This window comes from Brevibacillus fluminis (assembly GCF_052072235.1).
GTDB lineage: Bacteria > Bacillota > Bacilli > Brevibacillales > Brevibacillaceae > Brevibacillus_D > Brevibacillus_D fluminis_A.
In genome coordinates, this window is record NZ_CM125436.1 from 4,350,642 (window position 1) to 4,376,141 (window position 25,500).

The window sequence follows — 25,500 nt, forward strand, 5'->3', positions numbered from 1 at the left end:
TCTCTTTCGACCCTTTTAGTATACCATCTGCAGGTCTTGTTTTTTGCGTAAGGTTGTCGCCGCGCGAGCAAAAATAGTCGCTGGTTACCTACTCAGGGACAATCACGCTTTCCTAGAAACTGAATATCTTTGTAGCAGTTGATTTGGCATGACCGAATGCCATGTCGTAGAGGAGGTCTGTATGCCCTACAGTTCAAAATCTGGAAAAGCATGGATCGAACGCCTCGTGATACGCTTCATCACGATTTGCGGCGATAATTCGATACTGGACGTGGGAGCAGGGGCCGGCACTTATTCGGACCTGTTTCGCGCCCGCCTGCCGCACACGCATTTCACCGCTTTGGAAATATGGGAGCCCTATCATTCTACGTTTCAGCTTGCGAGCAAATATGACGTTTTGCGCACGGACGATGTCCGCACCTTCACGCCTGAACAGCGCTACGGCATCACGTTTTTGGGTGACGTGCTGGAACATATGACAAAGGAAGAAGCGTTGGAAGTCTATGAAAAGCTGCTTGCCGCAAGCGATTTTGTCTTCATCAGCATCCCGATCATCAAATACCCGCAAGACGCTTACATGGGCAACCCGTACGAAAAGCATGTAAAAGACGACTGGACGCATGAAGAGGTGCTCGCTACTTTCCCTCACATCGCATTTTCGCATGTGGAGCAAGAAATCGGCGCCTATGTCGGCGTCAACCCGAGCACCCAATCGCTTGATACGGTCAAGAAGCTGTATGGCCCCACAATCGCCGTCTACGCTTTGTTCGACGATCACGAAGCGGACTTGGACGCTTTTTTGCATTCGGTCAAGACATCCGACCAGATCGTCCTGTGCGACACCGGCTCGACAGACGGATCGAATGCGGTCATTGCCCGTTTTCAAGAAAACCATCCCGACGTCAATCTGTCTGTTTATCCGATATGCGTCACGCCCTTCCGGTTTGATGACGCGCGCAACACGTGCCTGTCACTGGTTTCCCCCGAAATCGACCTGTGTGTCGCACTGGCCGCAAACGAGACATTGATGGAGGGATGGCGTGACCTTTTGGCGGCCCATTGGACGTATGAAAGCTCTCGCTACCGCTATCGGGTGAAAAAAATCAGGCCGGATCACCGCGTCACCGTGAACTGGCATGACTGGATTCATTCGCGGCGCGGCTACACGTGGAAGCTGCCGATCCATGAGGTCTTGCAGCCAAACGCCCTGGAACAGGTGACCTCGATCGCTGACCTGTGGGTGTACCGGAACGAGCATAACCGACGTTCACACGAAAATGACATCCCCATGCTCGAGCAATCGATCAAAGAGTTCGACAGCTACTGGAAAACCTGGAGCTATCTCGCCGCGGAATATATGCATAACAATCGGCATCTGGAAGCGCTTCAAGCCGTCCACCGAAGCCTTTCGCTGCCTGGCAACGACTCCGCCTATCTATACCAGCTGCAGTTTTCGATTTTCCGAGAGCTTGGCTCGGTGGATCAGGCACTGCTCAGCTTGAACAATGCGATCTCGCACCTTCCGCATCGACGCGAACCCCATTTCATCAAAGCGATGTATTTGCATCAGCTCGGGCGGCATGTGGAGGCATTCCTTGCCTTAAAAGAAGCAGAGACGAAAACGGAACGCGTCTTTGACGATCATGATCATCCTGCCGCCTGGGATGAAGAATTCGAACAATGGAAAGCAAAACTCTGGTCACTTGCGGGTATCGAGGGAGGCAATGCGCGTGAATAAGCTCAAGGTAGCGGTCTATGCCATTAGCAAAAATGAGGCGCAATTCGTGGATCGATGGATGGACTCGATGCTGGAGGCGGATATGGTCGTCGTTGCCGATACGGGCTCTACAGACGATACGGTCGAGCGGCTGCGGGCACGGGGGGCCTATGTTTATTCAATCAAAGTGGACCCGTGGCGCTTCGATGTGGCGCGCAATGCGGCGATGAGCTTCATCCCGCGCGACGTCGATGTTTGCGTTACCGCCGATCTCGACGAATGCATGGAGGCTGGCTGGCGTCAAAAGCTGGAAGACGTCTGGACACCGGAAGCGACGCGGCTCAAATATTTCTATACATGGAGCTTTAACCCGGATGGCTCACGGGGTGTGACCTTCTGGCAGGAAAAGATACACCGGCGCAGCGGGTTCCGCTGGATTCATCCGGTTCATGAGGAGTTGCAGTACCATGGCACCGATCTCGACCATTATGTCTGGTCCGAAGATATTCGGCTCAACCATTACCCGGACAATACGAAATCGCGCGGCCAATATTTTCCCCTGTTGGAGAAGTCAGTGCAGGAAAACCCGGAGCACGACCGCAATATGCATTATCTCGGCCGCGAATACATGTATTACCGCATGTGGGACAAATGCATCGAAACGTTGAAACGTCATTTGACCATGCCGCGCGCGCTCTGGAAAGACGAACGTGCCGCTTCCATGCGCTTTATCGCCCGCGCCTATGAAGCCAAAGGGGAGCGGGATGAAGCGAAAAGCTGGCTGTATAAAGCCATCGCGGAAGCACCCCACCTGCGGGAGCCTTACGTGGAAATGGCCAAACTCGCCTACAAGGAACAAGATTGGCCGTGCATCTATCATATGGTGGAGGCAGCGTTGCAAATCAAGGAGAGGCCCATCTCCTATCTCAATGAGCCGTTCTCCTGGGATTACACCTTGTACGATTTGGGCGCACTTAGCTGCTACTATCTCGGCATGCTGGAAAAGTCGCTCGCATTCGCCAGGCAGGCGCTCGAGATGGCACCGGATGACGAACGGCTGCAAAACAACCTGAAGCTTATTCAAGATAAGGCTCAGGCCCAATCTGACTGAAATAATGCGTGGCAACCGCGACGCTTGCGATCGTGATCAGGGAAAACAGCATGCGCGTAAGGCCGATTGCCTGCAGCGAGGATGCAACGATGACCCCATCGATCAAAAAAATCAACAGCGCGACAGGCACCTTGTTTCGCCTGGACAAAAACTGTGCGAGCAAGTCGGTCCCGCCCGTGTTGCTTTGATAAGCGAGCATGATGCCGACGCCGCTGCCGATCAGGGCGCCGCCGACAACGGAAGCGGTCGCAAGCGATGAGGGCATCGCTTCCCGCAAAAAACTGAGCCAGTCGATGAAAAACGACGAAAGCAGCATCCCGTGGAAGCTGCGGTAAAACAAAAAGCGATCGCAGCAAAACACCAGTCCGTATATCGGGATACTGGTGAGCAGCATGATGCCCCCTGGGGCAAGACCGAAATAATACTTGGCTAGCAAGCCCACTCCGATCATGCCGCCATCCATTAAATGGTGAGGCACCAAAAAGCCGTTCACACCGATCCCGATCAGAAAGCTGCCTGCTACGATCGCAATCACCTTTTCAAATAGCATGTTCATATCCCCCGAGCAACCCGAATCGCTTCTTCACATGTATACGAGCTGTCCGGGGGATTCATGTTACGGTTTGACGACTACGACAACCGCTGTTTTTTTGCCGGCAAAGTTGACGGTGATCGTCGCCTGGCCTGGGCCATACGCGGTGATGATTCCGTCCTTCACATCGGCTACGAGAATTTTGGACGAGGCCCACAGCCCTGCAACCGTCACGTTGGTGTCGGTGCCGTCCATATAGGTGGCGGTCGCCGTCACCTTCGTTGTCTGCCCCGGCTTCATTTCCAGCTTGACCGCGCTCGTCTTCAAATATTTTAACGTGTCGACCTCGACCGGAATGCTGATCGTTTTGCCGGAGTAGCGAACCGTTATGGTCGTTTTACCGTAACCGACCGCTGTCACAAGACCGTCCTGTACGTCCGCGATTTTGTAGGACGTGGTCTTCCACTCCGCGTCTTTGGTCACGTTTTTCGTGCTGCCGTCCGACAGCGTCGCAATCAGATTGACCTGTACCGTATTGCCGGTTTTGAGCGTGATGTAATGCTTGTCCGTGTCCATCTTGGTGACGATTCCGACCTCAACCGTGATGGTGACCGATTGGCCGCCGTATTTGGCGGTTACAACCGCTCTTCCGTTGGTCAAGCCGCGCACCAGCCCTTTTGCTACATCGGCTGCCGCCGCGTTGCTCGTGATCCACTCCGCATCGTCCGTCACATTTTTGGCAGTGCCGTCTGCCGTTGTGGCGGTCAGCGTCACCTGCTTGGACTCGCCCGTCCCCATGACGATGGTCGTGACACTCGCTGAAAGCGACTGCGCCTGGTCGATTTCGATCGGGATCGAGACGGTTTTGCCTTCGTATGTGGCGGTGATGGTCGTTTTGCCCGCAGCGACGGCGGTAACCGCACCATCCGTGACCGTCGCGACCGCTTCCTGGGCGCTTGCCCATGTCGCCAGCGTCGTTACATCTTTTTTCAAGCCGTCTGCATATTCGACGGTCAACGCGACCTTCGCTGTTTTCCCTTTGCTCAGGATCAGCTTGGTCTGATCAGCCGTCAGACTTTTGATCACCCCGACGCTGACCGGAATGGTCAGAAACCGTTTGCCATAGGTAGCCGTAACTGTCGTGCTGCCTGTCGCAATCCCGGTAACCACGCCTTGACGCACCTCGGCTACCGCGGTCGAAGCGGAACTCCACTGGGCTTTTTCGGTAATGTCTTCCTCTCGCCCATCTTGGTAGTACGCTGTCAGGACGAGCTTGTTCGTATCTCCCGGCTGCACCGCGACCGTCGTCTTGTCGGCGCCGAGCTTGCGCGGCACATCGACATCCACCAAAATCGTCACGGTTTTGGTCCCGTACGTCGCTGTGATGGTAGCCTCACCTGACGCGTACGCGGTGACTTTCCCTTTGCTCACATAGGCGACCGTTTCGTTGCCTGACGTCCAGACCGCCTTGTCGGTGACATCCTCCGGCTTTTCGTCCGCATTGGTGGAAGTCAGCTTGAGCTGCGTGACATCATTGACTTTCATGAACAGGCTTGTTTTGTCCACATCCAGGCGGCGGGAGATGCCGGATTCCACCTTGATGGTTGCCGTCTTGGTCCCGTATTTGGCGGTGATCGTCGCCGTACCGGTTCCGTACGATTTGATTTCCCCTTTAATCGCATCGGCAATGCTGCCGTTATCGCTTGACCACTCTGCGATTTTTGCAACATCCTCCACCGTGCCGTCGGCAAATGTCGCCAGCAGGGTGATCGGCTCCGAGCCATTGAGCGGCAAGGACAAGCTGTTTTTGCCCGGGTCCAGCCGTCTGATCACCTCGACGCTGACCGGGATCGTGACGGATTGGCTGCCGTATTTGGCGGTGACCGTCGCCGTACCCGCTCCCTGGCCGACGATTTTGCCGTTCAACACCGTTGCGACCGAATATTGGTCAACGGTCCACTCGGCTTTTGCCGTCACATCATCCGTCGAACCGTCCGTAAACACGGCGGTGAGCGTCACCTGGTCGCTCGCCCCTTTGCGAATATCGATGCTTTGCTTGTCTTTGCTGAGCGCCCTGACTTTTTTCACAACGGTCACATTCACAATAACCGTCGTATTCATGTACGTCGCCGTCAGCGTCGCCGTTCCTTCGCCTTTTGCGGTGACATTCCCCGCGTACACCGATGCGACGCTGTCCTTGCTCGAGACCCAATCCGTTTTAATCGTGACATCCTCGCTGGAGCCGTTGGTGTACAGCGCCGTCGCCGTCAAAGCGGACGTGTCGCCCGTCTCCATCGAGAGGCTGTTTTTCGAAAGCACCAGCTTGGAAATTTCATTCGCGGCCAGCGCTGTTCCTGTGTTGCCCCCAACAGCCGTGGCGATTACTGCAGCCACCAGGACCATTTGAAAAAACGCAACCAAGACTTTTTTTCCAATCAAACCTGATTTCCTCCTCTTTCGTTGATCTTGACGCTAAAGAGAACCACACACCCTTATATATCGGGTTACTACATGGTTTCCGTTAGAAAAAAATCCCCGCTCAGCGACTCGCAGCGCTGAATGGGGATTTTTGGCCGCCGGCAGAACGGACGATTACTCCGCTGCCAGCCACTCGATATCTTTCGCTTCCAATTCCGCCACCCACTCTTTCGGCGCGGGCACGTCGCAGATGATCATGTCGATCTCGCGCAGCTCCGCGCTTCTGTACAGATTGCTTGAGCCCAGCTTGGAATGGTCGGTCAGGACGATGCTCTGCTTGGCGTGCTCGATGCATTTGCGCACCATCAGCGCCCGCTCCGCATCAAAGCTCGTGATGCCGCTGCCGAGCGTGATTCCGTCAATCGAAACAAACGCCTTGTCCACATAAAAGTTGTCCAGCATCTGCTGTGCCACCGAACCGGTGATCCGGAAATGCTTGGGATGAACCTTGCCGCCGATGAAGTACACTTCCGCATCCATCAAGCCTTTGTTGATGCTGTCCACCAGCAAGGTCAGACCTGTGACCGAGTTGGTGATGATCGTGATGTTCTTTTTGTTGCCGAGGAAATGAATCATCTGCAGGGAGGTCGTCCCATCATCGATCAGGATGATGTCGCCGTTCTGCACCAGGGACGCAGCCATGCGGCCAATCCGCTTCTTCTCGTCGGCATGCAAAATCTCCCGTGTGAACATGGAAGGCTCTTCGCGGTCGAGATTGATTTTGACCGCCCCGCCATACACTCGCTTGCATTTGTTTTCATACTCCAGCTCTTCGAGATAGCGGCGGATCGTCTCGGAGGAAACCTGCAGCTTCTCCACCAAGTCATTCGTCCGCACTTTGCCTGCCGTATGCAATTGCTCCAAAATGTACTCTTTGCGCTCTTCTCCGACCAGTGACACGCTAGCCAACCTCCCGCCTTCATTTCATTTATAGCGGTTTGACCTCCTCGTGGACGTATATCTCCCGGCGAGCCAGCTCGCGGAAAATTACCGCTGGGTCAAACGCCTCTTCCGGCGTGATGACGCCGGTCTTCTTCACCGCTCCATTCGCGAGTTGCCATGCAGCAATCGCCATGGGAATTCCCACGTTGCGCGTATAGGCACGGAGCTTTTCCCAGCCTGGCACGGAGCCATCGGAAGCCGGGTGCGTATGCGTCAACGTATGTAGATACGAACGGCCCTCTTTTTTGCCGGTCACCTCGACATGGAGAGAGTACCCGTATAATTCCGTTTCTTTTCCTTCTTTAGAATTATAAAGATATTGGGCGATACAATCAAGAATGCCGACCTCTGCGCCGTTTACCACGATTTTGTCGTTGCGCATGAGTCCCCAGTCATACATCGCGCGGACGAGCTGCATGTTTTTGGCGGGCCATGTGCCGCGCACCTCGATCAGCTTCACATGTTTGTGGGCCAATGCCTGTGCGAGCGTTTTCGTCTCCGCATGCGGAATGATGTATTGCGTCGTCAGTCCGTACGGTTCAGGCAATTGGATTTCTCGCGGGCGGGCAAACGGTGCGACCTGGATGAATGCCCCGTTCTCATACACGACGCGGCCCGGCAAGTCGGGATCGTATTCGTACGTCGTCGTTTCGGCGATCGACTTGGAAAATGCGATCGGGCGGAACGCGCCGTGGCTGACGCGAATCTCGTCAATCTCGTCGAGCTGGTTGGCCGCGTGCATCGCCATCATCTGCGTCACGCCAGGCGTCATCCCGAAGCCGGGGACGCACGTTTTGCCGTTTCGACGGAACACCTCGTCGGAAGCCTCCTCTTCTCCGAATCCGTTCAGGTTGATCCCATGGCAGCCCGCTTCTGCAATGCAGGCGGTCGACAAGCCGTTCAGCGTGATCGTGGTGCCGTCCATCACGATATCGTAGCCTCTCATCTGTTCGACCGTTGCCGCATGGTCGCGTACGTTCACTTTGACAAAATCGACCCGTGGATCATGCAGGGCGGCAACCAGCTTCCGCCCCTCCTCCTCATTGAAATCGCCGATCGTGATGGTCGTGAAATCGGAATACTCTACCAGGTCAAGCACCGCTTCCCGACAAATGTTGCCCGCTCCGCCTAAGCAAAAGATTTTCATGTGCCATGCCTCCCGTTGTTCGTTAGCGCCAAAATTGGTGCTGTGTGATTGCTGTGACCAAACGCTCCATGTCAGCCGGCTCGACATCGCCGATATTGCCGATGCGGAACGTGTCCGCTGCGGTGATTTTGCCCGGATAGATTACGAATCCACTTTCCTTGAGGCGCTTGTAAAATTCCGCAAAAGTAAACGCGCTGGATTCAGGATACACAAACGATGTGATAATCGGCGACTGATGCGCTTCCTCGAGCAGCGGCTTGAATCCGATGCGCTTCATCCCTGCCACGAGCGTGCGCTGGTTGGCGGCATAGCGCTCGTGCCGCGCAGCGATGCCCCCCTCCGCTTCCAGCTCCAGCAATGCCTGGTAAAAGGCGCGAACGACATGGGTTGGCGATGTGAAGCGCCACTTGCCGTTATCCCGCTCCATCGTCTCCCATTGGTCATACAGATCGAGCGAGAGCGAGCGCGCCTGCCCTTTGCATGCCTGCAGCTCGTCGCGGCGGGCGATGATGAAGCCGAAACCCGGTACTCCTTGGATGCATTTGTTGGCGCTGCTGATCAAAAAATCGATCTGCCAGTCAGCCATGTCGAATGGAATGCCGCCAAAGCTGCTCATGGCGTCGACGATGAACACTTTGCCGTGCGCTTTTGCCACACGTCCGAGATCGGCAATCGGATTTAACATGCCGGTCGTCGTCTCGCAATGGACCGCCATCACATGGGTGATCGCCGCATCCCGCGCAAGCAGATCATCCAGCTGCCGCGGGTCTACGCTGCCGACTTCACCGCAATCGATAACAGCGGTCGGAATGCCGTACACGTTCGCCATCTGGACGATCCGGTTGCCGTACGCACCGTTCGTGATTACCGCCAGCTTGCCATCCTTCGGAATAACCGAGCCGATTACCGACTCGACGGAGAACGACCCGCTGCCCTGCATCAGCACAGCCGTATAGGCGTCGGCGTCCTTTGTTGCGAGCGCCACCAGCTTTTGACGGATCGCCTGAACCAGGCCATTGTAGTCTTTGTCCCATGTGCACCAGTCTTTGAGCATCGCCTGCTTGACCGTTGGCGATGTAGTGAGCGGCCCTGGCGTGAGCAGCAGATACGGATTGCCCGCCGCCATCGTCGGCCGCTCCCCTTTAGCAAGACGATGATTGATCAGCTGGATCGCCAAAGGAAGATCAGTGATCGCATCGATGACCAGATGTGCCCCCGCATTCCGGAAACGGTCTCTCACCTCCGCCATCTTTTCACGCAGCGCCACCGGATGCAGCGCGGTAACTTCCGCTTCGGTAAGACCCAGCTCGCTTCCGCCCTTGATGACGCCGATGCTCCAGACACCCGCGTTGACGCCTTCCGCGATGTCGCTTACGGTATCGCCCACCTTGATGATCTCATGCATCGTCGGAACGCCGAGCTTGATCGCATTTTGAAAAATCATGTACGGATGTGGTCTCCCCGCCGGCATTTCCGTCGGCGTCACGAGCAGATCCGGTTCATACCCGCGAGCCCTCGCCTCCTCGGATACAATCGCCATCATCTCAGCCGTGTAGCCGGTGGTGGAGCCAATTTTCAGCCCTTCTTCGCGGAGCTGGACCACCATCTCCGGCACTCCTTTGATCGGCTCGGCGTAATGACGCAGAACCTGGAATAAAAGCGCTTCGAAATCCACGTACAGCAGGTCGATGTCCGCTTCCGCCCATTCTCTGCCAAATTGCTGGCGCCACAGGTCGCCTATGCGCTCCATTTCGAGCAGCGCCTTGATATGATCGCGCTTCAGCAGCCCCATCGGCTTGCGCGCTTCCTCTGCGGTCAGTTCAATCCCGCGCTTGCGGAATACTTCGAGAAAAACGGCCAGCGGCGCAAAGCACCCGTAGTCCACGGTCGTGCCTGCCCAGTCAAAAATCACTGCCTTAATCATGCTGCTTCTCACCTTTCGCCCTACATTGTCGTTGGTTTTTGCCATTGTTCCGTCCGTTTCCGCAAGAAGCGGGTGGAGAACTCAAACAATCCACGGACGCCCAGGTTGATCGCCACGATCAAAACCGACATCGCGGCGGCCGGAGCTACGTCCCCTGCATCATCCATGTTGACGATGGCGACCGAGGCCAATTTCAGATCCGGCGCATACAGGAAAACAACCGCCGAGATCGTGACCATCGCATTGATGAAGTAGTACACGGCGATTTCCAAAATCGCCGGAAGCGACATCGGCACCGTCACGTTGAAAAACGTTTTGTAAAGCGGAATCCCCATCGATTCCGACACCATTTCAAACTCCTTGTCCAGCTTCTTCAGCGCGCTGGTCGCCGTGATGAATGTGACGGAAAAGAAGTGGACGATATTCGCCAAAACAAGAATCCAGATCGTTCCATACAAGAAGTGAAGCGGATTGTCCGGCTTGTTGAAAAAGAACACATACGCAAGGCCGATGACCAGCCCCGGCAGAGCCAGCGGCAAGATCGCCAGAAAGTAACCGATTTGGCGCAGCGCCTGCAGCTGCCGCGTTTTCTCGATCATGTAAGCCGTCACAAAGGTCGCGATCGTTCCGAGCACCGCCGTCAAGAGCGAAACTTCCACGCTGTTCACCAGCGGCTGCATGCCCTCGCCTGCCACATTGCTGAAGTCGAAATGATCCCATGTCAGCGACAGATCGTAGGGCCACACTTTCACCACCGCCGCAAACACGACGGTGCCGATCAGCACCAGGATCAGCAGCGCGATCACCAGGCAGTAGATGAAATAAACGGCATCTCTTCCTTTGTTGTCATTGATCCGGTACGGCTTCGATTTGGCCGTAATGGTTGCGCTTTGCTTCCGCGTGATAAAGCGGTCGACGGCAAAGGCAAGGATCGCCGGGACGGTCAAAATAAGGCCGACCACCGCTCCCATCGCCATGTTTTGCTGCCCAATCACCTGCTTGTAAATATCGGTTGCCAGCACGTTGAACTGCCCGCCTACCACCTTCGGAGCACCAAAATCGGTAAAGCTCATCGTAAAGCAGACGAATGCGGCACTGATCAGCCCATACTTGATATTGGCGAGTGTGACCGTGAAAAATTTGCGCAGCTTGCCAGCCCCGAGCGTCTCCGCCGCTTCGTACAGATTGTAGTCCGCCATCGCGAGCGACACCGCCAAAATCAGATACGCCTGCGGAAACGTATAGATCACCTCCGCAATGATGATCCCGACCGGACCGTACAGCTCCAGCTTGAAACCATCTGCCAGCCAGCCGAAAAAACCGGTCGTGACGATGCCTTGATTGCCGAACAGATACGTAAGCGCGATCCCGTGCAGCATCGTCGGCGCGAAAAGCGGCAGCAGCGCGACGGAAGCGAAGAAGCCTTTGCCTTTGATGTTGGTCCGCTTCAAGGCGTACGCAAAGAAAAAGGCGAGCACGACCGAGATGACCGTCGACGCGATGGAAATATACAGCGTGTTCGTGATGGAAACAAGTAAAGCAGGGGTGGAAAAGTAGCTGCTGAAATGAACCAGGCCGACATAATGTCCGTCATTGTCTTGAAATGCCTTGCCGAACAGCACGACCAGCGGGCACAGGACGCAAACCGCCAGTACAGCTACAATTCCCGTAAGCAATGTTCTCGTAAATGCCATCTGTTGTAGCTCCCTTTCAGTTTGCTGCTGCCGTTTGGTCAAACGAAACCAGCTTTTCCAGCGGCAGTTCAAAGGACAGCTTGCTTTGTTTTCTCAGGTTGAGTCGATGCGACTGATCAACGGGCAAATCGATCGTCATGAAACCCCCGGTCCATTCGCTCTGTTCGTTCATCACTTGCAGCATCACCCGGTAAAAGGAGCCGCGGAATTCCATATCTGCAACGACAGCCTGCAGACCGAACTCGCTTTCCTCATCCAGCACGCGGACATGCTCCGGCCGAATGCCGTACAGCATCTGCTGATGCTTGGCAAAGCCTGCGAACTGCTCTGCGTTAAAAAAGTTGAATGCTCCGATGAAATCAGCGACAAACGGGCTGTTCGGCTTGGCGTAGACCTCTTGCGGCGCACCTACCTGCACGATTTCGCCGTGGTTCATCACGACGATTTTGTCTGCCATCGTCAGCGCCTCGTCCTGGTCATGCGTCACCATAATCGTCGTCATGCCCAGTTCATCGTGGAGCCGGCGAATTTCCCGGCGCAGCTTGAGGCGCACCTTGGCGTCAAGCGCGGACAGCGGCTCATCCAGCAGCAAAAAGTCAGGCTCAAGGGCAATGGCCCGGGCCAATGCGATGCGCTGCTGCTGCCCTCCGGAAAGCTGCATGGGATATTTGTCTTTGGCAGGAAGCAGGTCCACCATGCCGAGCACATCCTGCACCTTTTGGTCGATCTGCGGTATGCTCCATTTTTTCTGTTTGAGACCGTAAGCGATATTGCCCGCAGCGGTCATGTTGGGAAAAAGCGCATAGGACTGGAACATCATGCCGAAATTGCGCTTGGCAGGCGGCAGAGAGGTGATCTCCCTGCCGTTGCTGTACAGCTTGCCACGAGTCGGCTGCTCCAGCCCCGCCAAAATGCGCAGCAATGTGGTTTTGCCGCAGCCGCTTGGGCCGAGCAGACAAACGAACTCGTTTTTTTGGATGTCGATGGAAATCCCTTTCAAAGCGTGAAAAATGCCGAACTGTTTGGCAACGCCTTGAATCGATAAATATGCTTGGTTGCTCATTCGTTCACGTCCTCTCTTGCGCCAAGCGGCGGCATCATGCAAAACACTGGTCAATCAGACATCTATTTCTTCGGTTCCGATTTCGAGCTGTATCGTTTTTGCCATTCTTGCAGCACTTGGTCGCGGTCTTTCGCAGCCTGGTTCAAGTCCAGCTTGATCAGCTGCTCCAGCGGGTTTTTGGTATAGCCTTCCGGAATTTGGGCGCCTTCCTGCTTCGCGCCGATAATCGCATAGTTTTTGTTGTACTCTTTCATCGCTTCATCCGTGATCGCCCAGTCGAGGAACAGCTTGGCTTCCGGCTTGATCGTCGGTTTTTTCATCAAGGCGTTGGCTTCCACGTCCCAGCCGGAGCCTTCTTTCGGGAAGACGACCTCTACCGGAGCGCCTTTCTTTTTCTCGGTGATGCCGCGATAGCCAAACGAGATGCCGATTGGGTATTCGCCAGCCGCTGCCATTTTCGCCGGCTTGGAGCCGGATTGGGTGTACATCGCAATGTTATCGTTCAATTTGTCGAGATAGGTCCAGGAGCCTTGCTCCCCTTTCAGGTGGCGCAGACCGTTGATCGTCAGGAATCCGGTTCCGGAAGCCGATGGATCCGGCATGACGACCATGCCTTTATACTCTGGCTTGATCAAATCATCGTACGATTGCGGAATCGGCAAATGCTTCTTCTCCAGCTCCTTGGTGTTGGCGATGATCGCGGTTTCCCACGCATCGATGCCGACCCAGTGCTCCGGCTGCTGCTTGTCTTTGAACTCGGGGGAGATGCGCTCCACGCCTTTTGGCGAATAGCCTTCCAGCATGTTGTTTTGGTCGAGCACCAGCAGGCTTGTCGCAGCGACGCCCCAAACGACGTCCGCCTGCGGATTTTCTTTTTCAGCGAGCAGCTTTGCCGTAATGATTCCGGTCGAATCGCGGACGATGTTGAGCTTGATGTTCGGATTGGCTTGTTTGAAAGATTCCAGATACGCTTTGATTTGGTCATCTTCCAGCGCGGTATAAATCGTCAATTCGGAAGGAGTGCTTGCCGTTGTGCCCGGCTGTGCTTGTGGTACAGATCCTTCCGCAGATCCATCAGTTTTCGGTGCAGCCTGTTGCGCTTGCCCACACCCTGTCAAAACCGTAGCGAGCAAAGCAGTAGCGAGGAACGGACGAAACAGCTTGTTCATGAGTTCATTCTCCTTTATTGGGGGGTTCGTTCATGGTTTTATGATAGAATTGATTTGTTAAGGCAATATAAACCACATGTAAACGTTTTGTTTTTCCTTCTTTTACTTGCGATTAGTTTGTTTTTTAGCAGCTGGTGCAGGCCAGCACGCTTCTTGTTATAATGAAAAGCAAATACGTGGGTAGAAGGTGACAACACTGCAGAAGTTAACAGATCTGGTTCAAAGCTATTTCGATCTCGTCGTGCATCTGCCTCGTCTGGTCAACAACGAGGGAATCGCGAGGGGAGTTGGACTTACGGCTACGCAGGGATACGTCCTGCATTATTTGCATACACATGGCAGTCAGCGCGCGACCGACCTGGCCAAAGTGACCGGGCTCACCTCCAGCGCCATCACGCAGATCAGCGACGGCCTGGAGAAGCTCGGAACGATCGAGCGGCTCCGCCTCAAGGAAGACCGGCGCACCGTCATGATCACCATTACAGAAGCGGGCGTCGAATTGGTAGAAAAGCTGTATCGGTGCCGTGTGCTGAAAATGGCGGAAGCGTTGGAAAACATGAGCCGCGAGGAAGTTGTGGAACTCTTGCGCATCATGAAAGGAACGTCCGAGCTGCTGGAGCAGCGGCTGAAAGAAGAGCCGAACGAATAAGGTGGAAAACAAAAAGAAGGCCATCAGATGTGAACGGATGGCCTTCTTTTTTGTTGTATGCTACTGCTCCATCGCCTTTGCCATGGCGGACAGCTTGTTGATCGTATTCCAGTTGCGCGTCGTCGTTTGATCGCCGAGCTTTTGCATGCTTTTCGCCAGCTTGGAATCCAGGATTCGCTGCCGGAACAAAAAGTAAATCTCGGAGCCATGAATCTGATATTCGTCCTGCTCGCGCTCGCTGTTTGCCAGCGTGTCCACGGCTTTTTGACCGGGCGGTCCCGTCAATGAAGTGACGTGGATGCTTTCTCCCTCGGCAAGCGGAACATCGGCATACGGACAATCCGCGATGATCTGCTCCAGCTCCTCTGCCGTGCGCAGCACGACGGTGATCGAAAACCCGAAGGCGTCCTTGATGCCCGCCTCGATCAACTCGCGCAAAAACTGTGGATTTTCTGGTGATCGGAACAGGACATTGCCGCTTTGAATGTAAGTCTGCACCTGCAAAAGCCCCAGCCCTTCCATGGTGCGCTTCAATTCAGCCATTTTGATTTTGTTGTGCCCGCTGACATTGATGCCGCGGAGCAGCGCGATATAGGTGGTCATTTTGATCCCTCTTCCCTCTATGCATCCATACTGATAGCATACCGGATTTCCTTGCGCTTTGTATGGTAAAAATGCGACAATGTCCCATTCTGTCATTCTTTCCGCTCTCCATCGCTGATAAACAAAAAAGCCGACCTCCCGCCTGACTTGACGCCAGCTGGAGGTCGGCTTGTGTTTTATTTCACGTCTTACAGATCAAATTTGAAATCGTCATCCGTCAGCGGCTCGATGTTCAGGGTGCGGACATAGCCGTTCCCTTTCTTGGAGAAGAAGTCATGCTGCTTCGTCCGGGTGCTGATGCCGTTGAACACGATTGGATTGACGTCCTCTTCCGGGAAGATCGGGTCCAGTCCCAAATTCATCAGCGCCTTGTTCGCGTTGTAACGGACGAACGTCTTCACTTCATCAGCCAGCCCAAGCTCCGTGTAAAGCTCATCGGTGTAGGCGACTTCATTTTCGTGGAAGAAGCGCAGCATTTCGTGAAGCGTTTCATTGGCGTCCTTCTGCTCGTCCGGCGTCAGCTCCTCGAACACTTCCTGTGCGAGAATGCCCACGTAGACGCCGTGAATGCTCTCATCGCGCAAAATCAGGTCGATGATTTCGCCGCTGCTCGTCATTTTGCCCTGGCCTGCGAGATAAAGCGGATAGAAGAAGCCGCTGTAGAACAGGTAGCTTTCCAAAAAGACGGATGCTGCCATCGCCAGGTACAAGTCTTTAGGCGTCTCGATGTTTTGGTAATACTTCACGATGGTCTCCGCTTTCGTCTGCAGGTAGCGGTTTTGCTCGACCCATTGGAAGATGGCGTCGATTTCTTCCGTCGTCGCCAGCGTCGTGAAGATGCTGCTGTACGATTTCGCGTGGATTTGCTCCATCATCCCCATGAAGCCGAGGACCGCCTTGCGCTGCAACCCGTCGACATGCTCGAGAATCTTCGGCATGCCGACGCCGCCTTGTACGGTATCGAGCAGCGTCAGGCCGCCCAGCACGCGCTTGTACAGCGTGCGTTCCGCATCCGACAGCTCCATCCAGGACATTTTGTCATCCGAGAGCGGAATTTCTTCATCCGTCCAAAACTGCATAAGGTTTTGGCTCCAAAACATATTGGTATAATCGTCATCCGGTCGGTTCCAGTTGACGGCTTTCATTGCGCACATGGATGGTTTGATCCCCTTTCGTCCCCGTTCCTTCCATTACACCGCACAGCTGATGCAGTTCTCGACGGAAAGCATGTTTGTCCGGGTGTAATACAGCGATTTCAGTCCCTTTTTGGCTGCGTAAATGTAGTAGCGGGACAGATCGCGGGTCGACACGTCGCTGTTCACGTGCAGAACGGTCGAAATGCCTTGGTCGACATGCGCTTGAATTTCTGCGATCAGGTCGATTACCTTGAACTGGTCCATTTGATACGCGGACTTGTAATAGAAAAAGTTCTCGCGATTCATGAACGGCATCGGATAGTAGGTCGTCGAGTTGGCATAGGTGCGAGTCTCGATCGGCTCGACGATCGGCATGACGCTCGACGTCGCGTTCTGCACGTAGGAAATGCTTTGCGTCGGTGCGATCGCGAGGCGGTAGGCATGGTACAGGCCGTGCTTTTGCACAGCTTCGCCAAGCTCTGCCCAGTCTTTCGGCGACGGGATCGCGATTCCTTCGAACAGCGCCTTGACCTTTTCGGTGACCGGACGGTAATCGGTGGTGCGGTACCGTTCGAAATATGTGCCTTTGCCATATTCGGAACGCTCGAAGCCTTCGAATGACTTGCCTTTTTCACGGGCGATCTCCATGCTGCGCTCCAGCGAGTAAAAGTTCATCATCATGAAGAACGTGCGCGCGAAATCGCGGGCTTCCACGCTCTCATACGCGATGCGGTTTTTCGCCAGAAAGCCGTGGAGGTTCATCGCACCCAAGCCGACGGAGTGAAGCTCGGCGTTCGCCTTCGCCACGCCCGGCGCATTCGCGATCGTCGTCATGTCGCTGACGGCTGTAAGGCCGGTGATGCCATCGTGAACGGATTCGCGGATTTTCTTATGCTCCATGACGTTCGCGATGTTCAGCGAGGCCAGGTTGCAGCTGATGTCGCGGCGGATGATGTCCGGTTGGCCATAGTCGCCCATTTCGGACGTCTCCTGCAGCTGGAAAATTTCCGTGCACAGGTTGGACATCTTGATCGTTCCCAGCTCTTTCAGCGCATGCGCGCGGTTGGCATTGGAGCGGTTCATGATGTACGGGTAGCCTGATTCCAGCTGGGTCGTCGCGATTTTCGTGAGCATGTCGCGCGCGCTCATCACAGCCTTTTTCTTGATGCGGCTGTCTGCCAGAAGCGTGTCGTACATCTCATCCATATCCATGTCGTCTAAGTGAATGCCATACGCCTTGTGGACGGAATGCGGACCGAACACGTACAGCTGCTGGTTTTGTTCAGCCAGCTGATAAAACTTGTCCGGCACGATCAAGCCGATCGACAGCGTCTTCAAGCGAATTTTCTCGTCCGCATTGATTTTTTTGCTGTCCAGAAACTCCATGACATCCCAGCCGAAGATATTGTAGTAGCCGGCGCCGGAGCCTTTGCGCTGCCCCATCTGGTCGGCATAGGAGAACGCGTCCTCCATCAGCTTCAAAACCGGCATGATCCCTTTTGCCGCGCCTTCAACGCCTTTGATCGGCTCGCCGCGGCCGCGCAGCTTGGAGAGGTTGACGGCAACGCCGCCGCCGATTTTGGACAGCTGCATGCAAGTGCCCAGCACGAAATTGATCGAGTTCATCGCATCGTCCATTTCCAAAAGGAAGCATGACACCATTTCTCCGCGCCGGCTCTTCCCGGCGTTCAGGAACGTTGGGGTTGCCGGCTGCACACGCTGTTCCATCATCGCAGCTGCCAGTCTGAGCGCCGTATCCACATTGCCGCGCCCCAAGTGCAGCGCCACAATCGACACGCGGTCTGCATAATGCTCGAGGTAGAGCGTTTTGTCGTCGCTTTTTACCGCATAGTCTGTATAAAATTTGGACGCCGCCATATACGATTGGAAGCGGAAATCATAAGAATGAGCCAAGTCATACACCTTCTCGACTTCGCTCTCGGCATAGTGTTCAAATACGTTTTCATAAAAATCGTGCTCGATCATGTAGCGGACTTTTTCCAGATGGCTGGGGAACGTCAAGCTCTTGGTCATCACTTCCGCCATGAACGCGTCGACCGCCTCCAGATCCTTGTCCAATTGAAAAAAGCCTTCCGCATCCCGCTGCATGAGCAGGTTGTTGAGTTCAATATGAAGCAACTACGCTCACCTCTCTCTTGAATCGTTCCACATCCGAAAGCGTTCCCGCCAATTCGAATTTGGTCAAAACCGGTACTCCGTACTTTTCGGAGATGTAATCCGCACTCTTTGCGAAGCAGTCGCCCCAATTGCGGTTGCCGCTCGCGGACACGCCGACCATGTTGCGATGGTTGTGTTCGAGGAACGACATCACTTTTTCCGGGGGCTGGCCAAAGCCAGTCGTGTATGTAACGAGAACGAACGGCTCCTCAAGCTTCAGCTTCTCGTCGATTTGGACGGCTGGAAGCCCCAGCTTGCGGATGAACCGCTTTACATTCCCGGTCTTGGAATCGTACGCAACCAGCATGAATACCGGTCTCCTTTCTCTACTACCTGTGGACATCGAAAACGAGCATAACACAAACGCCTCCCCTGCTATCGATCGGAAAAGATCGCGATCTGGAAGAGACTCGCTCTCGCATTATGTATGTATAGCTACCACCAAAAAGCCGCAAACCCAGCAGTGACAAGGGGTAGAAAACACCCCCGATCGCTAGATTCTTGTCAAGTGGAAATTTCTCAAATCTAACTATATGTAGTTGACTCAACTAAATCTATATCAATATATTGTGAATGTCAACTGTTTCTCTCGAAGCAAAAAGTAGCAAAAAGGTCAATATGCAAGACGCCCTATTTCATAGATTTTTACAAGAATAATAGAGTTGCGCGAAACAAAAAGACGCCAAACCCGGCGAGCTACCACCTGGCTTGGCGTCCATCGTTTGTGCCTTTATTTTTTCTGGATATGCTTCGCTACGAACGCGGTCGTGGTGTCTGCAGCCAGATAGGCCGGGTGCGCCGCGATCTCGCGCAAAAGCGGGATGTTCGTCTTGATCCCTTCAACCACGTAGTCGTCCAGCGCTTTTTGCAGACGGGCGATCGCCTCTTCCCGGTTCGCTCCCGTCACCACAAGCTTGGCGATCATCGGATCGTAGAACGGCGTCACAACTGAGCGTTCGCTCACCGCCAGCTCATGGCGAATTCCTTCCCCTTGGGGTGTGCGGAATGTCGTGATCGTTCCCGGCGATGGGAAAAAGGTTTTCGGGTCTTCCGCATAAATGCGCACTTCGATCGCATGGCCCTGGCGCTTCACATCGGCCTGCGTGAACCGCAGCGGTTCGCCTGATGCGATCAGCAGCTGCTGCTCGACCAGATCCAGTCCGGTAATCTCTTCTGTCACCGGATGCTCCACCTGCAGCCGCGTGTTCATTTCCAAAAAGTAAAAGTTTTTCTCCTCATCCACCAAAAACTCGATCGTCCCGGCATTGCTGTAACCGATCGAGGTCGCTGCCAACACCGCTGACGCGCCCATTTTCGCCCGTGTCGCTTCATCTAAAAAGACAGACGGCGCTTCTTCCACCACTTTTTGATGGCGCCGCTGAATCGAGCATTCGCGCTCCCACAAATAGACGGTGTTGCCTTCCTTGTCCGCCAGCAGCTGGATTTCGATGTGGCGCGGATTGGCGATGTATTTTTCCACATACATGGCGCCGTCGCCAAAAAAGTCTGTGGCACGCTTTTGGTTGCCCTCGTACGCCTTGCGCAGCTCCGCTTCGTTGGAAACGACCTGCATCCCGATTCCGCCGCCGCCCGCCGATGCTTTCAGCATGATCGGATAGCCCATTCCCGCAGCTACCTGCACCGCTTCCTCGACGTCGGCAAGCGGATACGAAATGCCCGGCACGACCGGAACCCCCGCTTCCTCCATCGCTTTGCGCGACTCGATTTTGCTGCCCATCCGTGCGATGACATCGGGGGATGGCCCGATAAAGACGATGCCTGCCTCTTCACACTTACGGGCAAAGCCGGCGTTTTCGGACAATAGCCCATAGCCTGGGTGAACCGCCTGCGCCCCCGACTCCCGGGCGATCTCCAAAATCTTGTCACTGTTCAGGTAGCTTTCGTTCACGCGCGGTCCGCCGACGAGGTAAGACTCATCCGCCAGCTTTACGTGCGGTGCCTCCGCGTCTGCTTCGGAATAAATCGCCACCGTTGTGATTCCAAGCTTTTGGCATGTACGGATGATGCGAACGGCAATTTCGCCGCGATTGGCGATCAGAATTTTGGAAAACATCGGTCATCTCTCCTCATCTCTTCACGAAATCGTTCTGATGATTGTATGCTCTCGACTGCTTTCTACTATTGTAAGGGGAAACGGTTACAAAAGTGTAAAAAAGACGCGCCCACGGCTGTCCCGTGTCTGCACGCCTTTTCTGATCCGTTCTATCCTTGTTTTCGTTTCGCTACGCCCGATGCCACATGCAGGAAAAGATGAAGCGCTGCGCGTGAGGTGATGTCGCGTACATCGCGGGTCGGATCGACGCAAACCATGTCCATGCCGATCAGCTTCGGCGATTGGCCGATGGCAAACGCTGCGGTGAACAGCTCGGTGGAGGAAAGCCCTGCCGGACCGATGGCTGGCACGCCCGGCACAATGGATTGATCCATGACATCGACATCGAATGTGACGTAGATGGCGTCGCATTTCGCTTCGAGCGTGCGGATCGCCTGCTCGACCACCGGCTCGATTCCACGCTTGCGCACCTGATTTGCGGTAATCAGCGTCATGCCCCGCTCTTCGGCGTACTGACGATATTCGCGCGAGTTGGCGAAGCTGCGCAGCCCGATGGTAATGATGTCACTGCCGCGCACCGTCTCCGACTCGATCAAATTCCGCATCGGAGTCCCGTTGGACGGACCGCCGTACGCTGTATCACGCACGTCCAGATGCGCGTCAAACTGGATCAGCCCGATGCGTTTGCCGCTTGCTCGCCGGAGGCCTTTGATCGCGGGAAACGTAATGGAATGGTCGCCGCCGATGATGACCGGCATACCGCTTACCCCTGCCGTAACTTCGCGAAGCGCCCCTTCGATGTTGGCGTGGCAACGCAAAATATCGGTCACATGCATCGCCACATCGCCCAGATCGACAGCGCGAAGCGCGGAAAGCTCAATGTCCTCGTCCATATTGTAGGTCGTAAACGCGCTTAACAGCTGGCGGAATTGCTGCGGATGCGCATGCGCCCCGGAAAAGCTGATCGAGCTTTTGGACAGCGGCACGCCGAGAATGGCAAAATCATAGTGGTTCGCGGGATCAACCGTTTGCTCGATCCACTCGGACAAGCGGGTGACATACGGATCTGATTTTCCTGTTGATAAGCGGAATGGCGGTTGGGTAATATGCTGGAACATGGGCCAGACTCCTTCCTGATCAATCGTGGGATAATACTTTGCTCAAAAACGCCTGTGTGCGCTGCTGCTGTGGCGCGGTGAAAATTTTGGCCGGTTCTCCTTCCTCGATAAGCGAGCCTGCATCCATCACTACGACGCGATCGGCTACCTCTTTGGCAAAGCCCATCTCGTGCGTCACGACCACCATCGTCATGCCTTCTGCAGCCAACTGCTTCATGACCGCAAGCACTTCGCCGACCAGCTCCGGATCAAGCGCGGAGGTCGGCTCGTCAAACAGCATGACCTTCGGCTGCATCGCCAATGCCCGCGCAATCGCCACGCGCTGCTTTTGACCGCCTGACAAATGATCCGGGTACATATGCGCCTTTTCAGCAAGGCCGACTTTGACAAGCAGCTCCTTTGCCAGCGGTTCCACGTCCGAGCGCTTCATCCTTTTGACCGTCATCGGTGCCATCAGGATGTTATCGAGCACGGAAAGATGCGGGAACAGATTGAAGTTTTGGAATACCATGCCCACCTCAGCGCGAATCCGGTCCAGCTGATTCTGCGGCATTTCCACTTTCTCGCCGTTGCGTTCGATCAGCCCGATCGGCTTGCCCTCGATTTCGATCGCGCCATCCTGGATTTGTTCGAGATAGTTCATGCAGCGCAGCAAGGTGCTTTTTCCCGAGCCGCTGGGACCGATGATGACGACCACCTCACCTTTTTTCACCTGGAGGCTGACATCCTTGAGCACGTGATGCTTGCCATAAAACTTGTGGATGTGTTTGACCTGGATCATGCGCGCGCCCCCTCCACGTTCAATTTCCTTTCCAGACGTCCGATGCCGACCGAGATGGAGTAGTTCACCACAAAGTAGAGAATCGCAATCGCGATATAGATTTCAAAGTAACGGAAGTTGTTGGAGACGATCAGGTTGCCTGCGCGCATCACCTCGGATACGGTGATGACCGAGAGCAACGACGAGTTTTTGGTCAGTGCGATAAACTCGTTGCACAGCGGCGGCAACATGCGGCGCACCGCTTGAGGCAAAATGACTTTTTGCATCGTCTGCCAGTGGCTCATGCCAAGCGAGCGTCCCGCTTCCATCTGGCCTCTGTCAATCGATTGGATCGCGCCTCGCACGATTTCCGAGACATACGCCGCGCTGTACATGCCAAGCCCGAGCACCCCGGCTGTCGCCGCGCTCAAATCCACCTGCATGCCAATCGCAAGCCCATAGTACAAAATCATCAGCTGAACCAGCAGCGGCGTGCCGCGGAACCAGGCCAAATACCAGGAGCACAGCATCGACAGCCACTTTTTATTCGACATCCGGCCAAGTCCGATCAGCAGTCCCAATCCGGCGCTGAGCACGAGTGCCATAAACGTCATGGAGATTGTCACCCAGAGACCTTGCAGCAGGGCGATCAGGTTGTTGTCTTCAAAAATGACGGAAAAATCCAGGCCCATCTCTCAATCCCTCCTTCTCTACCTTCCGAAACGATTGTGTTGACGGGGCTCTCCATGACCCGTGAGCAAGCCCCGTCCGGCACAATCCATTTCCCTCTCTATGCGATCGCTGAATCGCTTACTCGTTCCCAAACCATTTCAGCACGGTTTCTTTGTACTGACCGTTTGCGTTCACTTTTTTCAGCGCTTCGTTGACAGCATCCCTCAAACCAGCGTTCTCCTTGCGAATCCCGTAGCCGTATTCTTCCTGTGTCAACGTTTTGTCCAATACTTTCACCTTGTCATTTTGCTTCGCGTACACTTTGGCTGCCGGCAGTCCCGTCACAACCGCATCGACGCGACCGCTATCCAGCTCAAGGAACATTTCTACGTTTTTCTCCACTTCCACCAGCTGTACGTCCGGATATTTTTCCTTCAAAAACTTGGCGGACTTGGTGCCGATTTGAACCGCTACCTTTTTGCCTTTCAAATCGTCCACACCGGCAATCGCGTTGTTATCTTTCTTCACCATAATGGACAAGCCACCCGGGAAATACGGATCGGAGAAGTCGATCGTCTTTTTGCGCTCGTCGGTGATATACATCGCCGAGGCGATCATGTCGAACTTTTTGCCTTGCAGGCCGGGAATCAAGCCTTTGAACTCGGTGTCAACGAATTCCACCTTGTCGGCTCCAAGCTCTTTGGCCACAGCGCGAACCAGGTCGATGTCGAAGCCGTCGAATTCGCTTTTTGCATTTTTGAATTCAAAGGGCTGGAATGTTGCGTCCGTCCCCACAACCAATGTCTTTGTCTCCTTGATTTTTTTCAGCACTTCATCGTCAGGCGCTGCTGCCGCCGGCGCTTCCTGCTTGGCTGGCGCGCTTGCGTCGGGCTGTGGCTGCGCTGCCGGCTGGGAACCGCAGCCTGCGGCGAGAATGCCTGTCATCAACAAGCTGAATACGCTGAGCAACCCTTTTTGGAACATTTTCATCAATACTGCCCCCTGTTTTGAATTTATGTTTGTTTTCGAAAATTACATACTTTCAAAAAGCGTGCCAACCGTACAGGCGGCAAAAATGGCCGTTTTCGCCCTACCAAGCACAAAAAAGAGGCGGCAATTTCTGCCGCCCTGCGAAAATTGCCGCCCACCTGAAAACAGCTAGTGTTGCTGCTCCTCTTCCTGATATTTTTTCAGCTTGTCGCGCAGCGTGCGCTCCCCGATGCCCAGCATGTGCGCCGTTTTGCGCCGGTTTCCCTCCTGATGGGACAGCGTGTGCAAAATCACCCGCTTCTCGATTTCCTCCATCGATTCGCCGACGTAGACGGGAATCAGCTTCTGTCTGGATACGATCGGCTGCTCCTGCAGCATATTTTGCAGCTCCTCCGGCAAATCCCGCTTCTGGATCAGCGACGAGCCGGTCAGCGCAATCGCCCGCTCCACGATGTTTTGCAGTTCGCGGACGTTGCCGGGGAACGCATAGCCCTCCAGCACCTGCAGCGCTTCCTGTGAGATGCCGTCGATCGGCTTGCCCATCCGCTCGCTGATTTTGTCCACAAAATATTGCACCAGCTGCGGAATGTCGCCCTTGCGTTCACGCAGCGGCGGCAGTTGCACCGGAATCACGTTCAGCCGATAATACAGATCCTCCCGGAACCGCCCTGCCTTCACTTCCCGCCACAGATCACGGTTGGTCGCGGCGATGATCCGCACATCGATCGCCTTTTCTTCAATACCGCCAAGCGGGGTCACGCGGCGCTCCTGGATGACCCGCAGCAGCTTGCTTTGCAGGCTCATGTCCATCTCCCCGATTTCATCGAGAAAAATGGTCCCGCCATCCGCCAGCACAAACTGCCCCGGCTTGCTTTGCATCGCACCGGTAAACGCTCCTTTTTCGTAGCCGAACAGCTCTGACTCCAGCAGATTGTCAGGGATGGCGGCACAATTGACCGCCTGGAACCGTTTTTTGTGCCGCTTGCCCTGCTGGTGAATCGCGCGTGCAACCACTTCCTTGCCCGTCCCGCTCTCACCATGGATCAGCACGCTCGAATCGATGTCCTTGACTTTTTCAATCAGCGAAAAGAGCCGCTGCATCGCCTGACTGTTGCCGATCAAGCCATAATGATCGGAGCGCTTGTCCAATTCCTGCGACAGCCATTGGACACGGGATTGCAGGTGATAAAACTCCTCGGCGCGGGACAGCTGGACGGCAAGCTCGTCTTGCAAAAGCGGCTTGGTCAAATAGGTAAACGCCCCGTTTTTCATCGCTTCCACCGACGACGAAATGCTGCCGAACGCGGTCATCATGATGATCACCGTTTCCGGCGAAAGGCGCTTGATCTCTTTGAGCACGTCATTGCCGTCATGCTGCCCGATCTTCAAATCCAGCAGCACGAGCGCCACCTCGGTTCGGCCAAACAGCGCCAAGGCATCGGCTGGATCGGTAAAGGAATAGACATGGTAACGGTCCTCCAGCGCAAACGTGAGCGACTGGCAAATCGCCGGCTCATCGTCGATTATCATCACATTGTACATG

At 54.8% G+C, this 25,500-nt stretch carries 21 protein-coding genes and 1 pseudogene; 3 read left to right on the forward strand and 19 right to left on the reverse strand.

Annotated elements, in window-relative coordinates:
- The first annotated feature begins 181 nt into the window (after positions 1–181).
- Positions 182–1,738 (forward strand): hypothetical protein, encoded by a 1,557-nt coding sequence (locus tag ACTID9_RS21535; RefSeq protein ID WP_441066920.1) that lies wholly within the window; start codon positions 182–184, stop codon positions 1,736–1,738.
- Complete coding sequence (locus ACTID9_RS21540) at positions 1,731–2,828, forward strand: tetratricopeptide repeat-containing glycosyltransferase (protein ID WP_441066921.1); 1,098 nt, start codon at positions 1,731–1,733, stop codon at positions 2,826–2,828. The genes ACTID9_RS21535 and ACTID9_RS21540 overlap by 8 nt, the downstream gene beginning before the upstream one ends.
- Here the strand turns inward: ACTID9_RS21540 and ACTID9_RS21545 are convergent.
- The 9 genes and pseudogenes from ACTID9_RS21545 to ACTID9_RS21585 form a co-directional block, all read right to left on the reverse strand.
- Complete coding sequence (locus ACTID9_RS21545; protein WP_441066922.1) at positions 2,794–3,378, reverse strand: YitT family protein; 585 nt, start codon at positions 3,376–3,378, stop codon at positions 2,794–2,796. The two genes, ACTID9_RS21540 and ACTID9_RS21545, sit on opposite strands and share 35 nt — an antisense overlap.
- Before the next feature lie 66 nt (positions 3,379–3,444).
- Positions 3,445–5,799 carry an Ig-like domain-containing protein gene (locus tag ACTID9_RS21550; protein WP_441066923.1) on the reverse strand — a complete coding sequence of 785 codons (2,355 nt, stop codon included), beginning with the start codon at positions 5,797–5,799 and terminating at the stop codon, positions 3,445–3,447.
- 153 nt (positions 5,800–5,952) lie between these two features.
- The gene (locus ACTID9_RS21555; protein ID WP_441066924.1) at positions 5,953–6,738 is read right to left on the reverse strand and encodes a DeoR/GlpR family DNA-binding transcription regulator; all 786 of its coding nucleotides are present in this window, start codon (positions 6,736–6,738) and stop codon (positions 5,953–5,955) included.
- 28 nt (positions 6,739–6,766) lie between these two features.
- On the reverse strand, positions 6,767–7,927 hold the full coding sequence (locus ACTID9_RS21560) for a saccharopine dehydrogenase family protein (protein ID WP_441066925.1): 1,161 nt from the start codon (positions 7,925–7,927) through the stop codon (positions 6,767–6,769).
- Positions 7,928–7,949: 22 nt separating this feature from the next.
- Positions 7,950–9,053, reverse strand: a complete 1,104-nt coding sequence (gene phnW, locus ACTID9_RS21565) for a 2-aminoethylphosphonate--pyruvate transaminase (protein ID WP_441072683.1) — start codon at positions 9,051–9,053, stop codon at positions 7,950–7,952.
- Between the two features lie 3 nt (positions 9,054–9,056).
- Positions 9,057–9,851: pseudogene (phnX, locus tag ACTID9_RS21570) on the reverse strand (phosphonoacetaldehyde hydrolase); the annotation flags it as partial.
- 20 nt (positions 9,852–9,871) lie between these two features.
- Positions 9,872–11,545: a putative 2-aminoethylphosphonate ABC transporter permease subunit gene (locus ACTID9_RS21575; RefSeq protein WP_441066926.1), complete on the reverse strand. Its 1,674-nt coding sequence runs from the start codon at positions 11,543–11,545 to the stop codon at positions 9,872–9,874.
- 16 nt (positions 11,546–11,561) lie between these two features.
- Positions 11,562–12,608 carry an ATP-binding cassette domain-containing protein gene (locus ACTID9_RS21580; protein ID WP_441066927.1) on the reverse strand — a complete coding sequence of 349 codons (1,047 nt, stop codon included), beginning with the start codon at positions 12,606–12,608 and terminating at the stop codon, positions 11,562–11,564.
- A 62-nt stretch (positions 12,609–12,670) separates the two neighbouring features.
- Positions 12,671–13,777: a putative 2-aminoethylphosphonate ABC transporter substrate-binding protein gene (locus ACTID9_RS21585; RefSeq protein ID WP_441066928.1), complete on the reverse strand. Its 1,107-nt coding sequence runs from the start codon at positions 13,775–13,777 to the stop codon at positions 12,671–12,673.
- Between the two features lie 187 nt (positions 13,778–13,964).
- Between ACTID9_RS21585 and ACTID9_RS21590 the strand changes: the two genes are divergently transcribed.
- On the forward strand, positions 13,965–14,426 hold the full coding sequence (locus ACTID9_RS21590) for a MarR family transcriptional regulator (protein WP_441066929.1): 462 nt from the start codon (positions 13,965–13,967) through the stop codon (positions 14,424–14,426).
- Positions 14,427–14,486: 60 nt separating this feature from the next.
- Here ACTID9_RS21590 and ACTID9_RS21595 read toward each other — a convergent pair whose 3' ends face one another.
- The 10 genes from ACTID9_RS21595 to ACTID9_RS21640 all read right to left on the reverse strand — a co-directional run bounded on the left by ACTID9_RS21595 (position 14,487) and on the right by ACTID9_RS21640 (position 25,499).
- A complete protein-coding gene (locus tag ACTID9_RS21595) occupies positions 14,487–15,125 on the reverse strand; it encodes a DUF1697 domain-containing protein (protein WP_441066930.1) in 639 nt (212 codons plus the stop codon).
- 92 nt (positions 15,126–15,217) lie between these two features.
- A complete protein-coding gene (gene nrdF / locus ACTID9_RS21600) occupies positions 15,218–16,174 on the reverse strand; it encodes a class 1b ribonucleoside-diphosphate reductase subunit beta (RefSeq protein WP_441072685.1) in 957 nt (318 codons plus the stop codon).
- Positions 16,175–16,219: 45 nt separating this feature from the next.
- Positions 16,220–18,304 (reverse strand): class 1b ribonucleoside-diphosphate reductase subunit alpha, encoded by a 2,085-nt coding sequence (gene nrdE, locus ACTID9_RS21605; protein WP_441066931.1) that lies wholly within the window; start codon positions 18,302–18,304, stop codon positions 16,220–16,222.
- Positions 18,291–18,650, reverse strand: coding sequence for a class Ib ribonucleoside-diphosphate reductase assembly flavoprotein NrdI (nrdI, locus tag ACTID9_RS21610; RefSeq protein WP_441066932.1), 360 nt, complete (start codon positions 18,648–18,650; stop codon positions 18,291–18,293). Before nrdI ends, nrdE begins: the two co-directional genes overlap by 14 nt.
- Positions 18,651–19,073: 423 nt before the next feature.
- The gene (locus ACTID9_RS21615) at positions 19,074–20,417 is read right to left on the reverse strand and encodes an acetyl-CoA carboxylase biotin carboxylase subunit (protein ID WP_441066933.1); all 1,344 of its coding nucleotides are present in this window, start codon (positions 20,415–20,417) and stop codon (positions 19,074–19,076) included.
- Between the two features lie 149 nt (positions 20,418–20,566).
- Positions 20,567–21,535: an agmatinase family protein gene (locus tag ACTID9_RS21620; protein WP_441066934.1), complete on the reverse strand. Its 969-nt coding sequence runs from the start codon at positions 21,533–21,535 to the stop codon at positions 20,567–20,569.
- Between the two features lie 19 nt (positions 21,536–21,554).
- On the reverse strand, positions 21,555–22,316 hold the full coding sequence (locus ACTID9_RS21625; protein WP_441066935.1) for an amino acid ABC transporter ATP-binding protein: 762 nt from the start codon (positions 22,314–22,316) through the stop codon (positions 21,555–21,557).
- Positions 22,313–22,987, reverse strand: coding sequence for an amino acid ABC transporter permease (locus ACTID9_RS21630; protein WP_441066936.1), 675 nt, complete (start codon positions 22,985–22,987; stop codon positions 22,313–22,315). The genes ACTID9_RS21625 and ACTID9_RS21630 overlap by 4 nt, the downstream gene beginning before the upstream one ends.
- A gap of 118 nt (positions 22,988–23,105) precedes the next feature.
- Complete coding sequence (locus tag ACTID9_RS21635) at positions 23,106–23,957, reverse strand: transporter substrate-binding domain-containing protein (protein WP_441066937.1); 852 nt, start codon at positions 23,955–23,957, stop codon at positions 23,106–23,108.
- A gap of 168 nt (positions 23,958–24,125) precedes the next feature.
- Entirely contained in the window at positions 24,126–25,499 is a 1,374-nt protein-coding gene (locus ACTID9_RS21640; protein ID WP_441072687.1) for a sigma-54-dependent transcriptional regulator, read from the reverse strand.
- Position 25,500: the final 1 nt, after the last annotated feature.

What these genes read in the sequence shown, in the direction of transcription:
- ACTID9_RS21535 (WP_441066920.1), top strand. Translation starts at nt 182, where the DNA reads ATGCCCTACAGTTCAAAATCTGGAAAAGCATGGATCGAACGCCTCGTG.
- ACTID9_RS21545 (WP_441066922.1), bottom strand. Translation starts at nt 3,378, where the DNA reads ATGCTATTTGAAAAGGTGATTGCGATCGTAGCAGGCAGCTTTCTGATC.
- ACTID9_RS21560 (WP_441066925.1), bottom strand. Translation starts at nt 7,927, where the DNA reads ATGAAAATCTTTTGCTTAGGCGGAGCGGGCAACATTTGTCGGGAAGCG.
- phnW (WP_441072683.1), bottom strand. Translation starts at nt 9,053, where the DNA reads ATGGCGGCGGGCAATCCGTATCTGCTGCTCACGCCAGGGCCGCTCACT.
- ACTID9_RS21575 (WP_441066926.1), bottom strand. Translation starts at nt 11,545, where the DNA reads ATGGCATTTACGAGAACATTGCTTACGGGAATTGTAGCTGTACTGGCG.
- ACTID9_RS21580 (WP_441066927.1), bottom strand. Translation starts at nt 12,608, where the DNA reads ATGAGCAACCAAGCATATTTATCGATTCAAGGCGTTGCCAAACAGTTC.
- ACTID9_RS21585 (WP_441066928.1), bottom strand. Translation starts at nt 13,777, where the DNA reads ATGAACAAGCTGTTTCGTCCGTTCCTCGCTACTGCTTTGCTCGCTACG.
- ACTID9_RS21595 (WP_441066930.1), bottom strand. Translation starts at nt 15,125, where the DNA reads ATGACAGAATGGGACATTGTCGCATTTTTACCATACAAAGCGCAAGGA.
- nrdF (WP_441072685.1), bottom strand. Translation starts at nt 16,174, where the DNA reads ATGAAAGCCGTCAACTGGAACCGACCGGATGACGATTATACCAATATG.
- nrdI (WP_441066932.1), bottom strand. Translation starts at nt 18,650, where the DNA reads ATGCTGGTTGCGTACGATTCCAAGACCGGGAATGTAAAGCGGTTCATC.
- ACTID9_RS21615 (WP_441066933.1), bottom strand. Translation starts at nt 20,417, where the DNA reads ATGTTTTCCAAAATTCTGATCGCCAATCGCGGCGAAATTGCCGTTCGC.
- ACTID9_RS21620 (WP_441066934.1), bottom strand. Translation starts at nt 21,535, where the DNA reads ATGTTCCAGCATATTACCCAACCGCCATTCCGCTTATCAACAGGAAAA.
- ACTID9_RS21625 (WP_441066935.1), bottom strand. Translation starts at nt 22,316, where the DNA reads ATGATCCAGGTCAAACACATCCACAAGTTTTATGGCAAGCATCACGTG.
- ACTID9_RS21630 (WP_441066936.1), bottom strand. Translation starts at nt 22,987, where the DNA reads ATGGGCCTGGATTTTTCCGTCATTTTTGAAGACAACAACCTGATCGCC.
- ACTID9_RS21635 (WP_441066937.1), bottom strand. Translation starts at nt 23,957, where the DNA reads ATGAAAATGTTCCAAAAAGGGTTGCTCAGCGTATTCAGCTTGTTGATG.
- ACTID9_RS21640 (WP_441072687.1), bottom strand. Translation starts at nt 25,499, where the DNA reads ATGTACAATGTGATGATAATCGACGATGAGCCGGCGATTTGCCAGTCG.